This window comes from Flavobacterium sp. (assembly GCF_040382755.1).
Lineage (GTDB): Bacteria > Bacteroidota > Bacteroidia > Flavobacteriales > Flavobacteriaceae > Flavobacterium.
In genome coordinates this window covers 1-13888 of sequence record NZ_JBEIET010000053.1, presented here as the reverse complement: position 1 = coordinate 13888, position 13888 = coordinate 1, and the positions used below count along the sequence as shown (strand labels likewise).

Sequence of the window (13888 nt, the reverse complement as noted above, 5' to 3'; positions counted from 1 at the left end):
CGAGAATCAATTACTGGATAATTTCTTAAGGCATTATCATAATTATTTCTGAAATATTGTGATAAGAAATAGTGCTTATCCGAATCATAATCTAATGCAAAAAAGTCAAACTCCTGAATAGTTCCTCCTCCTTGACTCGTTATTGATCTTGATTGTGATTTTTGTTCCGAGAACACCCCTGTAAAAGTGGTTTTTCCAAATTGAAATTGGGCTTTTACTCCAAATAAACTTTGTGCCCCGCGGATTAAAGAATTTGAAATTGGAAAACTCACATTACCAACTTCAATTTTTTGTAAAATATCGTCTTCAGTTGGGGCGTAATCTAATTTTATTAAATTTTGAAAAGCAAACGTAGATTGCGTATCATAATTAATATTAACATTCAATCGTGTTCCTACTTTTCCTTGTAAGCCCATTGAAATTCGTTGATTAAAATCAAAGGCGGTAGTTTTTCTATTTCTTGGTGAAAAAGAAGGATTGTCTTGTTTTGTAAATCGAATTCCTAAATCTACTTCTACTGAACCGCTTGGTTTTACATCAATCGTATTTCCTCCAAAAATGGCTTCAAAAAATTTATTATTCACATAAAATCGTGGTAATAAATTTTTTCTTGCTTCTTCAGAACCCGCTCTTTTTCCGTCAACGGCATTTTGTTTTTCTTGGAAATACTTTCTCATGGTTTCTTTTAAAACCAATTTTTCATATTCTTCTGGAGTTAAAATTAATGGGTAATTAATATTAAAACCATCTATAGATGCTGTATAAATATATTTATTTGTAACAGGATCATATGTATAGCCATCAATAATACTTTTAGGATTAGGCAAAGAAATTTGACCCAAACTATATCCCGTTTTTATAGAATCTTGTTCTTTAACTGGTGTTGTTTGCGCATAATTATACACACTTAAAAACATCATAAAAATTACAATGCTTGTTCTTGAAACTATATTTTTAAGTAATTTTTTCAAATTATAAAACTTTTAATGCTTGTTTTATTAATTCTTCCACTGTGGCATTTGGCGAATTAACAATAATTTTTTCTACTACTTTTTCGGCATTTTTTCTAATATATCCTAAAACTTCCAAAGCAGATAACGCTTCTTCTTTGTTTGTATTGTATGAACTTCCAGAAATTTCTTCAATTGCATAGATTTTTAGTACTTTATCTTTTAAATCTAAAATAACACGTTGTGCTGTTTTTAATCCAATTCCTTTGATAGATTGAACCGTTCCAACATCATTTGAAGCAATGGCTTGAATAATTTGTTCTGGATTTAATGAGGAAAGCATCGTTCTTGCTGTACTGGCACCAATTCCTGAAACAGAAATTAATAATTTAAATAATTCTCGTTCTTTTTTGTCTGCGAAGCCAAATAATGAATGTGAATCTTCTTTCACTTGTAAATAGGTATACAATTTCACATTTTCAGAATCTGGAATTTGAGAATAGGTGTTCAATGAAATATGAATTTCATACCCTACACCATGGCATTCTATAACCACTTCAGTTGGTGTTTTTTCTACTAATTTTCCTTGAATATGTGATATCATAAATTTATTTTTTGGCTTTTATTTTCAACTTATTTTTCAATTTTTCTTGCGCATCAACAACTGCTACTGCAGCCATGTTTACCATTTCTTCTACACTGGCACCTAATTGAAAAATATGTACTGGTTTTTCTAACCCCATCATAATTGGACCAATTGAAACTACTTTATCTAATTCTTTTAGCATTTTGTAGGTAATATTTGCAGCATCTAAATTTGGGAAAATTAACGTATTTACTTTTTTATTAGCTAATTTAGAAAATGGAAATTTACTTTTTAGCATATCTGCATTTAATGCAAAATCCGTTTGGATTTCACCATCTACTATTAAATCAGGATAGTTTTCATGTAAAATTTTAACTGCTTGTCTCACTTTTATTGGACTATCACTTGATGAAGAGCCAAAATTAGAAAACGAAATCATAGCAATAACTGGTTCAACACCAAACAATCGTACTGTTTTAGCTGTCATCAAAGCAATTTTCGCTAATTCTTCTGCAGATGGATTTGGATTAATTGCGGTATCAGATAAAAATAAAGGACCTCGTTTGGTGTTCATTATATTTGTTGTAGCAATTCTTGACACACCTTGTTGTTTGTCAATTAGTTCCATTACTGGTTTTACTACATTTGGATAACTACGTGAATATCCTGTAACCATACAATCTGCATCACCCGCATTTACCATCATGGCAGCAAAATAATTTCGCTCACGCATCCATTTTTGAGCATCTAACAAAGACGTTCCTCTACGTTGTCTGGCTTTCCAAAAATATTGCGCGTATTTTTCTCTGGTTTTATTTTCGTCTTTAGATTTTGGATCGATAATTTTTAAATCTGCATCAAATCCAATTTCTTCTTTTAATTCTTGAATAATTTCTATGTTCCCTAATAAAATTGGAATCCCAATTCCTTCTTCATGAACAATTTGAGCTGCTTTTAACACATCTAACTGATCTGCTTCGGCGAAAACGATAGTTTTAGGTTCTGTTTTGGCTCTATTTGTAAGTAATTTTACAATTTTATTATCGCCTCCTAATCGTTCTTGTAAATCACTTGCGTATTTATCCCAATCTGTAATTTCTATATCTGCTACACCACTTTCCATAGCTGCTTTTGCTACTGCTGGAGAAATGGTTGAAATCAATCTCGGATCAAAAGGTTTTGGAATAATATAATCTTTTCCAAACACCAATTTCTTTTCACCGTAAGCAATATTCACTTGTTCTGGAACGGGTGATTTGGCTAATTCCGCCAATGCTCTAACGGCAGCCATTTTCATAGCTTCGTTAATTTTTCTGGCTCTAACATCTAAAGCACCTCTAAAAATATAAGGAAATCCTAATACATTATTTACTTGGTTTGGATAATCAGAACGGCCTGTAGCCATAATGATATCTTCACGAGTATTTATCGCTACATTATAATCTATTTCAGGAACTGGATTTGCCATAGCAAACACAATTGGATTGGCTGCCATAGATAATAACATTTCTGGCTTTAATATATTTCCAACGGATAATCCTAAAAACATATCGGCACCTTTTATTATTTCCGATAAAGAAGCCGGTTCACAAGATTTTGCATAACGCATTTGTAATTCGGAAACATCGTCTCTGCAAGTGGTTAATAACCCATTTACATCAAACATGTAAAGATTTTCTGGTTTTACACCTAATAATACATATAAATTCGCACAAGCCAATGCTGCTGAACCCGCACCAGAAACTACTACTTTTATTTTAGAAATATCTTTTTCTGCAATTTCTAACGCATTTAAAAGTGCTGCTGACGAAATGATTGCTGTACCATGTTGGTCGTCATGCATTACCGGAATGTTTAATTCCTCTACCAATCTTCGTTCAATTTCAAACGATTCTGGTGCTTTTATATCTTCTAAATTAATTCCTCCGAAAGTTGGAGCAATAGCTTTTACAGTTTCAACAAATTTATCAATATCAGTGGCATCTACTTCAATATCAAAAACATCGATATCCGAAAATATTTTAAACAACAATGCTTTTCCTTCCATTACCGGTTTAGAAGCTTCAGGGCCAATATCACCTAAGCCTAAAACAGCCGTTCCATTGGTGATAACGGCTACTAAATTTCCTTTAGCCGTATATTTATAAACGTTATTTACATCTTTTGCGATTTCCAAACATGGCTCTGCCACTCCTGGCGAATACGCCAAAGACAAATCACGTTGTGTAGCATATTTTTTTGTAGGTACAACCTGAATTTTTCCAGGTGTAGGTTTGGCGTGGTATAATAAAGCTTCTCTTCTTTTATTGTTATTTGTAGACATATATAATCATTTGCATCAACTCACAAAGATAAAATAAGCAATGAAATAACAATAACGATTGTTTAAAAAATTGCAATTTCTTTTAGATATAAAAATTAGAAAACATTTGATTTCAAACAAAGTGCCTAAAGTGCCTATTTTATTGATAATGTCAAAATTTTTAAATCGAAATGTTGTTTTTATTTTTGATTAATTAAATTAAAACAATAAATACACATAAATTTTATTTATACTTTATATTCAAAATATAAATAAAAATATATGAATTAAATTGCTTAAATTTGAAAAAAATAAAGTTATGAAAAAACATTTATTAATTTTAATTACCAGTTACGCACTAACTAGTTGTGTTACTGTCAAACCTGGAGAAGTTGGTTTAAGACAAAAACTTGGCAGATTGTCTGAAGAAGCATACAGCCAGGGTCCTGTATTCTTTAATCCATTTACATCTAAAATTGTAAGGACTTCCATTCAAACAAGAAACTTAGAATTAAGCTTAAACTTACCTAGTAAAGAGGGTTTAAGCATTACATCTCAGATTTCAATTCTTTATAGATTAGAAAAGTCAGAGGTTGTAAAAATTGTAAATAATTTAGGCCTTAATTATGAAGGGATTATTGCAAACGTATTTAGATCTGCATCGGCTGATATTTGTTCTCAATATTTTGCAAAAGACATGCATTCTGGAAAAAGATCTGAAATTGAGGCTGACATATTAAAGAAAATGGCTGACAATTTGCTTAACAAAGGAATAGCGATTGAATCTGTATTGATGAAAAGTATTCAGCTTCCGATAGGATTATCTCAATCCATTGAAAGTAAATTAAAAGCGGAACAAGATGCTATGAGAATGGAATTTGTACTGCAACAAGAAAAATTTGAAGCAGAAAGAAAAATTATAGAAGCTAAAGGAACCAGAGATGCTCAAAAAATTCTATCAGAAGGGTTGACAAATGAGATTATCAAGTTGAGAAGTATTGATGCATTTAATGAGCTCTCAAAATCGCCAAACACAAAAATTATTGTTACAGATGGCAAAACACCATTCCTCATAAACCAATAAAGTTATACCCAATGGTGCGGATTAATATCCGTGCTCAATCAAAATTATATTTTTAAAGTTAGTTTTTTTGGAAAGTCCCAAATTATATTTTGGGGCTTTTTTATTTTATATTTTCAAAGGATTTAGAACAAAAGGTTTTCTTTGGTGAGAATTTTGATCTTTTTAAAACAACCTTCTTTATATTCATTATCTTATATTATAACTAGTGAAAATTATAAAGTTTTCAGACTATAGTCTTTTTCATTCAAAAACCTCTTAGTAGGCACAGAAATTTGCGCGATCAAGTCATATAAAATAAACCTTAAAAAAGTTCCCCTTGGTTGAGGCCTTTTATTCTTCCTAAATGTTTGTAGGCTTTTTCGGTAGCTTCACGGCCTCTGGGTGTTCGCATTAAAAAGCCTTCTTGGATTAAAAAGGGTTCGTAAACCTCTTCAATTGTTTCCCCATTTTCTGAAACGGCTGTGGCTAAAGTGGTTAATCCAACAGGACCGCCTTTGAATTTGTCAATTAAAGTCGTTAAAATTTTATTGTCCATTTCGTCTAAACCATTAGCGTCTACGTTTAATGCTTTTAGGGCATAACGTGCTATTTCTATATCAATGCTTCCGTTTCCTTTTATTTGTGCAAAGTCTCTAACTCTTCGTAATAAAGCATTGGCAATACGAGGTGTTCCTCTACTTCTTCCTGCGATTTCTATAGCGGCTTCTAAGTCGATAGGCACGTTTAGAATTCCAGAACTTCTTTCGATAATAGTGGCTAATAATTCGGTATTATAATAATGTAAACGACTTTGGATTCCGAAACGCGCTCGCATTGGAGCGGTTAATAATCCAGAACGTGTAGTGGCGCCTACTAAGGTAAACGGATTTAAATTAATTTGTACCGAACGGGCATTCGGACCCGATTCAATCATAATGTCAATTTTATAGTCTTCCATAGCAGAATACAAATATTCTTCTACTATTGGCGATAAGCGATGAATTTCGTCAATGAATAACACATCGCGTTCTTCTAAATTGGTTAATAAACCTGCTAAATCGCCTGGTTTGTCTAATACTGGACCCGATGTAATTTTGATTCCAACACCCAATTCATTCGCTAAAATACTCGCTAAAGTAGTTTTTCCTAATCCTGGAGGACCGTGAAACAGGGCGTGATCAAGCGCTTCACCACGTTGGTTTGCTGCTGCCACAAATACTTTTAAATTTTCAAGCACGTGGTCTTGTCCTGCAAAATCATCAAAACTTAATGGTCGCAGTGCTTTTTCTATATCTAATTCTTGCGGCGTAAAACGCTCTTTGTTCGGATCTAAATTTTCATTCATTTTACAAATATAATTAGAAGTTGGAAGTTAGATGTTGGAAGTTGGAAGTTTTTTTGTTTTTAAACACAGATTGGAGAAATTTTTGAAATTTCTTGACAAGTTAAGTTTTGTAATTGCAGTTTTGTGCGTGAGGGATTACAGTGGAGCTCTTTTTTGTTCCGATTTTTCTTCGGGACAAAAAAAGCGGGAACGGAAAGCCCGACCCATAGGGGCACGCCCAAATAAAAAGGAAAAGAATTGTTGCTATTTTTGAAATTAGCTTTGGCATTGAACTTTGATATTTAAAAAGTATCTTTGTAAAAAATTAAGCATATGATTATTTATAATGTTACCATAAATATAGACGACAGTGTTCACGACCAATGGTTAAATTGGTTAAAGACCAAACATATTGGAGACGTTTTGGCTACTGGCTGTTTTTATAAAGCGAAACTTTCAAAAGTTTTAGTGGATGAAGAAATGGGAGGAACTACCTATTCTATTCAATACGCCACAGAAAGTAATGAAAAACTACAAGAATATTACAAAACTTTCGCGCCAGCTTTGAGAGAAGAAGGTCTTCGTTTATTTGGTGATAAAATGTTGGCTTTTAGAACAGAATTAGAAGTACTAAACGAGTTTTTTAGTAATGAAAACTAATTCATTTACGATTTACGAATTGGGATTTACGAATTTAAAAAATATTTATGTCAGTTAAAGCAAAAAAACATTTAGGGCAACATTTTCTTACGGATGAAGGCATTGCAAAGCAAATTGCCGATTCGTTGGTAGGTTCTAACTACAAAAAAGTGTTAGAAATTGGTCCGGGAATGGGTGTTTTAACAAAATATTTATTAGAAAAACCTTACGAAACGTTTGTGGTTGAAATTGACACCGAATCCGTTGCGTACTTACAAGCCCATTATTTAAAATTAGCGAATAATATTTTCTCTTTAGATTTTTTACGTCACGATTGGCAAACCGCTTTTAAAGACGAACAATTTGCTATAATTGGGAACTTTCCTTATAATATTTCCACGCAAATTGTTTTTAAAACGTTAGAATTACGTCAATTTATTCCAGAATTTTCAGGAATGTTTCAAAAAGAAGTGGCAGAACGAATTTGCAGTAAAAAAGGCAGTAAAGTATATGGTATTTTATCCGTTTTAGCACAAGCCTTTTACGATGTTGAATACTTATTTACAGTGCCACCAACGGTTTTTAATCCACCACCGAAAGTGGATTCAGGCGTAATGCGTATGACTCGAAAAGAAAATTACGAATTGCCTTGCGATGAAAAATTATTATTTAAAGTGGTAAAAACCGCATTTCAGCAAAGAAGAAAAACCTTAAGAAATAGTTTAAAAAGTTTAAATTTATCCGATAAATTACAAGAAGATACTATCTTTGCACAACGACCTGAACAATTATCTGTAGAAGAATTTATTTCTTTAACACAAAAAATAGCGGCAGATGGAATTTAAAATCAGTAAAGAACTTATCACGCAAATTGAAAATTTAATTCAACAAAATAATATTGTTGAATTGGAAACCATTTTGCATGAAATTCACTTTGCTGATATTGCTGAAATTATGAATGATTTGGATACTTCTGAAGCCATTTATATTTTCAACTTATTAGATTCTGAAATTACTGCAGAAATTCTTCTTGAACTTGATGAAGAAGTTCGTGAAACTATTTTAAGTACCTTATCTGCAAAAGAAATTGCCGAAGAACTTGATGAATTAGACACGGATGATGCGGCAGATATTATTGCCGAGTTACCTCAATCTAAAAAAGCACAAGTAATTTCGGAGCTTGAAGATGTGGAGCACGCCAAAGATATTGTTGACCTTTTACGATATGACGAAAATACCGCAGGTGGTATTATGGCGAAAGAATTAGTACGAGTAAACGAAAACTGGAACGTATTAACTTGCGTGAAAGAAATGCGTCATCAGGCAGAAAATGTTACCAGGGTACATTCGATTTATGTGGTAGATGACGAAGACCGTTTGAAAGGTCGTTTGTCGTTAAAAGATTTATTGACCACATCAACAAAAACACAAATTAGCGATATATACATAAAAAAAGTAGATTACGTTAGAGTAGAAACAAAAGATGTTGAAGTTGCCCGAATTATGCAGAAATACGACTTGGAAGCCATACCTGTTGTAGATGAATTAGGCAGATTAGTAGGTCGCGTTACAATTGACGATATTATTGATATTATAAAAGAAGAAGCCGATAAAGATTATCAGTTAGCTGCCGGTATTTCGCAAGACGTTGAGGCAGATGATAGTATTTTGGAACTGACCAAAGCACGTTTACCTTGGTTGGTTTTGGCTTTATTTGGTGGTTTTATATCCGTAAAAGTATTGGGTATTTTTGAACCTATGATGGAAAGTCACAGAATGTTGCTGTTTTTTACACCACTTATTGCTGCTATGGCAGGGAATGTTGGGGTGCAATCGAGTGCTATTGTGGTGCAAGGTTTGGCAAACAACTCCATCACAGGAAGTTTATGGAACCGATTACTTAAAGAATTATCATTAAGTTTATTAAACGGAAGTATTTTAGCTGGAATTTTAATTCTTGGTAGTCATTTTCTACTTGGCTACGAATTTATTATTGGGATAACCGTTTCTATTGCATTATTGAGTGTAATCGTAATCGCCTCATTAATTGGAACATTTATTCCGATTGTTTTAGATAAATATGGTGTGGATCCCGCCTTAGCTACCGGACCTTTTATTACCACCAGTAATGACATTATAGGAATTATTATTTATTTTACTATTGCTAAATTGGTGTTGGGGATATAATTTACTTTTAGACTATACAATATTTAAAACCTGGCACTTGCTGGGTTTTTTGTTTGGTTAGTTTGTTGGTATGGATTGTAAATCCAATAAAAAGAGATGTGGGTTACAATCTTTTCAATAGATATCTATATAGATTATAAAATTAAATATCTAAATAGTATTCACAAAAAAAGTCCTAATTCTCATTAGGACTTTTTTTATATATTTTAGTGATGTAATTCTACTTCACCTTCTTTCATTGGTACGTTTTGCGGTACAAAATCTTCATCATGACCAGGTTTACTGTAGTCATATGGCCAACGGTGTACAGCTGGGATTTCTCCAGGCCAGTTGCCATGCATATGCTCAACTGGTGCAGTCCATTCTAAAGTATTTGAACGCCATGGATTCATTGGTGCTTTTTTACCTTTGAAAATACTGTAGAAGAAATTCCAGAAGAAAACCAATTGGAACGCTGCTCCAACTAAAGCAAAAACAGTAATTAATACGTTAGTGTCTGCTAACTCGTCAAATAATGGAAAGTTAGAGTTGGTGTAGTATCTTCTTGGTAAACCTGCCATTCCAATAAAGTGCATTGGGAAGAAAACCCCGTAAGCACAAACTGCAGTTACCCAAAAGTGAATATATCCTTGTGTTTTGTTCATCATTCTTCCGAACATTCTTGGGAACCAGTGGTACACCCCAGCAAAGAATCCGTATAATGCTGAAATACCCATTACTAAGTGGAAATGCGCTACTACGAAATACGTATCATGTACGTTGATATCCAAAGTACTGTCTCCTAAAATGATTCCTGTTAAACCTCCAGTAATGAAAGTAGAAACCAAACCAATTGAGAATAACATACCTGGGTTTAATTGTAAGTTACCTTTCCATAATGTTGTGATATAGTTAAATGCTTTTACAGCAGAAGGAATTGCAATTAATAAGGTTGTGAATGTAAATACCGAACCTAAGAAAGGATTCATTCCTGAGATAAACATGTGGTGACCCCAAACAATTGTTGATAAGAATGCAATAGCTATAATAGATGCAATCATCGCACGGTATCCAAAAATTGGTTTTCTTGAGTTCGTTGCAATCACTTCAGAAGTAATTCCTAACGCTGGTAATAATACGATATAAACTTCAGGGTGACCTAAGAACCAAAATAAGTGTTCGAATAAAACGGGTGAACCTCCTTGGTAATGTAATACTTCCCCTTTAATAAATATATCAGATAAGTAGAATGACGTTCCAAAACTTCTATCGAAAATTAACAATAAAGCTGCAGAAAACAATACTGGGAAAGAAATCACACCAATAATTGCAGTTACAAAGAAAGCCCAAACTGTAAGTGGCAATCTTGTCATTGTCATACCTTCTGTTCTTAAATTAATAACGGTTACGATATAATTTAATGAACCCATTAGTGATGACGCAATGAAAATAGCCATTGAAACTAACCATAAAGTCATTCCCATTCCAGATCCTGGAATCGCTTCTTCAATTGCAGAAAGAGGTGGATAAATTGTCCAACCTGCAGATGCAGGACCCGACTCAACAAATAAAGACGCTATCATGATTACACAAGATATAAAGAACATCCAGAAAGATAACATGTTCATGAAACCAGACGCCATATCTCGAGCACCAATTTGCAATGGAATTAATAAATTACTAAACGTACCTGATAAACCGGCTGTTAATACGAAGAATACCATAATGGTACCATGTATAGTTACTAAAGCTAAGTAGATATCATTTCTCATAACTCCACCTGGCGCCAATTTTTCTCCTAAAAATATTTTAAATATTTCAAAAGATTCTTCTGGCCAAGCAATTTGCATTCTGAAGAATAAAGATAAAACTACCCCTATAATTCCCATCAACAAACCTGAAATTAAGTATTGCTTAGCAATCATTTTATGATCAATGCTAAAAATGTATTTAGTAATGAAAGTATCTTTATGATGACCGTGATCGTGTGACATAATAATTATATTATTTTTTGAATCTTAATTTATTTTTTTGCTACAACTTGTGCTAATGTTTTAGTTGAATCTACAACTACTTTTGCATCAGCAGGATTAGCTGCAGGATCAACTTTAGGAGCATTAGCTTCTTTTACTGCAACAGAAATTGTTTTTTGTTCTTTTAACCATTTTTTGTAATCTGCTTCCGACTCTACAATAATTTTCAATTGCATGTTGTAATGAGAAGCACCACAAATTTTATTACATAATAATAAATAGTCAAAAGTATATGGTTCTAAGGCTGGTTTTCCTTCAGCAACTAATGCTTCTGATTTTTTAGCTCTAATTTTATTAATACCGTCAACTTTTTTCATCATCATAGCTGTTCCACGCATTTCAGCTGTTGTTAATGTTGGAACGAAAGCAAATTCGGTAACCATACCAGGAACACAGTTCATTTGCGCTCTAAAGTGAGGCATATAAGCTGAGTGTAATACATCTTGAGAACGCATTCTGAAATGAATTTTCTTACCAACAGGTAAATGAATTTCAGCTACTACTTTGTCATCTTGTGAAGCTGGATCAGACATATCAACACCAAGTGTATTTACATCTTTAATATAACGTACATTTGCTTTTCCTAACGTATTGTCATCACCTGCATAACGAGCTTCCCAAGCAAATTGTTTCGCGTAAAGCTCCACATTGATTACTTCTTCATCTTCGTTTACATACATAATTTGATTCCAAGTATATAATCCGTATAGGATTAGAACGGCTAAAACAATAACAGGAATAATTGTCCAAACAGCTTCTAATTTATTATTATCAGCAAAATACAATGCTTTTTGACCTTCTTTTCCTCTGTATTTAAATGCGAAATAATGCAATAAAAACTGAGTTAATGTTTGTACAAAAAAGATAATTGCCATTGAGATATTCATCAAATTATCAACATCTTGTCCGTGTAATGATGCTGGCGTATCTAATACGAAACTACCCCATTTAACAAATGAATAAATTGTAAAAATGTATATAAATGCCACAAATGCAAACATTAAATATCCATTTATATTGTTGTCTTTATCAGTAGCTATTGCAGAATCATCTTTTGCAGTACCAATTTGAGTTAGACTAAATATCTTAGATAATTGCCATGCTGCAACACCTAATAAAACTATGATTAAAAGTATCAATAAACCGTTCATTTGTTTATTTCGTTAATTAATTATTAATAATGAAAATGTTTGCTTTCTTCTATATAAGGATTTCCTTCAGAAGCTAATGGTTCTTTTGTTAATGCCGTGAAGACAACAAAAATAAATAATCCTGCAAAGAAAAGTACCGAACTAATTTCTGATACACCAATAAACCATTGATCACCAACAGTTGCAGGCATAATCATATTGAAGAAATCAACATAATGACCTGCTAATATTACGATACCAGCCATTACAACAATCCACTGAAGGCGTTTAAAGTCGGCATTCATTAATATTAATAATGGGAATACAAAATTCATAACTACCATTCCAAAGAACGGTAAATTATAGTTTTCTATACGCGTTACAAAATAAGTAACTTCTTCAGGAATATTAGAATACCACATTAACATGAACTGAGAAAACCATAAGTAGGTCCAGAATACACTGATACCAAACATAAATTTAGCTAAATCATGTAAATGCGATTTATTAACTTCTGGTAATAAACCTTTATTTTTTAAATATATAGTAGTTAACGTAATCATAGTGATACCGCTTACAAAGAAACTTGCAAAAACATACCATCCAAATAACGTACTATACCAGTGAGGATCTACAGACATTATCCAATCCCAAGACATCATAGACTCAGAAATAATGAAGAATACTAAGAACATTGCCGCAGCATTATAATTTTTCTTAAAGAAAGACATGTCTTTTGTTTCATCTAATTTGATTGAATTTTTTCTAGAAACATATCTAAATAAATTCCAACCGATTAAGAAAATCGCTGCTCTTATTAAGAAAAAAGGAACGTTTAAGAAACCAGATTTACCAGCAATAATATGATCATAATTTGGACTATTTGGATCTGAAACACCATCAGCCATCCAAGTAAACATATCATTGAAGTGGAAACCAGCTAAAGCTAACAATATAAAAAAGATGATTGAACCTGGTAAAACATAAGCAGTAATACCTTCCATTACTCTAAACAACATTGGTGACCAACCTGCTTGTGCAACCCATTGGATGGCATAAAAAGCTAAGGCACCAACAGCAATTAACATAAAGAAAATACACGCTACATATAATGCAGACCATGGTTTGTTTTGTAATTGATGTTTTACATGTGCTACATGTTCTTTGTGTTCCGCCTCGTGGTCTACAATTTCTTTATGAAACTTACTTACATAAATATCACTTTTAGAATTTGTTACAACTGGAGCAATAGCTACAACTGTAGAGTCGTGAGCTGAATGTGCAGCAGAATCAACAGCTACATGTGCTACTTCGTGACTTACAGTATCAGCACTTTCAACTTTATGAGTTGAAGCTTCGTGAGAAGAATGTGCATCTGCTTTAGCATGTTCCTCATGAGTAGCTTCAGAATGAGTTGCTTCGAAATGAGTATCGTGGTGTGCACCACCATGATGAGCTTCTTGCTCTTTTATGATTGCTTCAACATCTTCATCAGTTTTAGGTGCTGACCAGAAACCGTATCCGATTCCTAAAATACCTAAAACCATTAAGGCAAATGAAAAGCTTTTTAATCTACTAGAAAACTGGTACATATTTTTATTTTTTCTAAAAAGTAATACTATTTTAATTCTGATTTAAGTTTCATAACATAATCAGCTACTTGCCATCTTTCTTCTTTTGACAATTGATTTGAAT

The 13888-nt window shown here is 32.8% G+C and carries 11 protein-coding genes; 4 read left to right on the top strand and 7 right to left on the bottom strand.

Going from position 1 to position 13888, the window contains the following annotated elements; translation table 11 throughout:
• The 3 genes from sov to ABWO04_RS06515 form a co-directional block, all read right to left on the bottom strand.
• Nucleotides 1-920: T9SS outer membrane translocon Sov/SprA (gene sov, locus ABWO04_RS06525; protein ID WP_353078422.1), on the bottom strand; the 920-nt coding region annotated here is incomplete at its 3' end.
• 52 nt (nt 921-972) lie between these two features.
• Complete coding sequence (gene ruvA, locus ABWO04_RS06520) at nt 973-1554, bottom strand: Holliday junction branch migration protein RuvA (RefSeq protein ID WP_353078420.1); 582 nt, start codon at nt 1552-1554, stop codon at nt 973-975.
• Between the two features lie 4 nt (nt 1555-1558).
• Nucleotides 1559-3859, bottom strand: coding sequence for an NADP-dependent malic enzyme (locus ABWO04_RS06515; RefSeq protein ID WP_353078418.1), 2301 nt, complete (start codon nt 3857-3859; stop codon nt 1559-1561).
• A gap of 298 nt (nt 3860-4157) precedes the next feature.
• On the opposite strand from ABWO04_RS06515, the gene ABWO04_RS06510 reads away from it, so the two are divergent.
• Nucleotides 4158-4922, top strand: a complete 765-nt coding sequence (locus tag ABWO04_RS06510; RefSeq protein WP_353078416.1) for a prohibitin family protein — start codon at nt 4158-4160, stop codon at nt 4920-4922.
• Nucleotides 4923-5223: 301 nt separating this feature from the next.
• Here ABWO04_RS06510 and ruvB read toward each other — a convergent pair whose 3' ends face one another.
• Nucleotides 5224-6246: a Holliday junction branch migration DNA helicase RuvB gene (gene ruvB, locus ABWO04_RS06505; protein ID WP_353078414.1), complete on the bottom strand. Its 1023-nt coding sequence runs from the start codon at nt 6244-6246 to the stop codon at nt 5224-5226.
• A gap of 312 nt (nt 6247-6558) precedes the next feature.
• Here ruvB and ABWO04_RS06500 point away from each other — a divergent pair, with 312 nt between their 5' ends.
• The 3 genes from ABWO04_RS06500 to mgtE are packed head-to-tail and all read left to right on the top strand — an operon-like array spanning nt 6559 to nt 9051.
• Nucleotides 6559-6885: a DUF4286 family protein gene (locus ABWO04_RS06500; protein WP_353078412.1), complete on the top strand. Its 327-nt coding sequence runs from the start codon at nt 6559-6561 to the stop codon at nt 6883-6885.
• 47 nt (nt 6886-6932) lie between these two features.
• Nucleotides 6933-7709 carry a 16S rRNA (adenine(1518)-N(6)/adenine(1519)-N(6))-dimethyltransferase RsmA gene (gene rsmA / locus ABWO04_RS06495; RefSeq protein ID WP_353078410.1) on the top strand — a complete coding sequence of 259 codons (777 nt, stop codon included), beginning with the start codon at nt 6933-6935 and terminating at the stop codon, nt 7707-7709.
• Nucleotides 7699-9051 carry a magnesium transporter gene (gene mgtE, locus ABWO04_RS06490; RefSeq protein WP_353078408.1) on the top strand — a complete coding sequence of 451 codons (1353 nt, stop codon included), beginning with the start codon at nt 7699-7701 and terminating at the stop codon, nt 9049-9051. Before rsmA ends, mgtE begins: the two co-directional genes overlap by 11 nt.
• Nucleotides 9052-9257: 206 nt before the next feature.
• On the opposite strand, the gene ABWO04_RS06485 is transcribed toward mgtE, so the two are convergent.
• From ABWO04_RS06485 to ABWO04_RS06475, 3 genes are read right to left on the bottom strand one after another with little or no spacing between them, the layout of a single operon-like run.
• Nucleotides 9258-11024 (bottom strand): cytochrome c oxidase subunit I, encoded by a 1767-nt coding sequence (locus tag ABWO04_RS06485; RefSeq protein ID WP_353078406.1) that lies wholly within the window; start codon nt 11022-11024, stop codon nt 9258-9260.
• 29 nt (nt 11025-11053) lie between these two features.
• The gene (locus tag ABWO04_RS06480) at nt 11054-12214 is read right to left on the bottom strand and encodes a cytochrome c oxidase subunit II (protein ID WP_353078404.1); all 1161 of its coding nucleotides are present in this window, start codon (nt 12212-12214) and stop codon (nt 11054-11056) included.
• A gap of 23 nt (nt 12215-12237) precedes the next feature.
• The gene (locus tag ABWO04_RS06475; protein ID WP_353078402.1) at nt 12238-13785 is read right to left on the bottom strand and encodes a quinol:cytochrome C oxidoreductase; all 1548 of its coding nucleotides are present in this window, start codon (nt 13783-13785) and stop codon (nt 12238-12240) included.
• Nucleotides 13786-13888 lie beyond the last annotated feature (103 nt).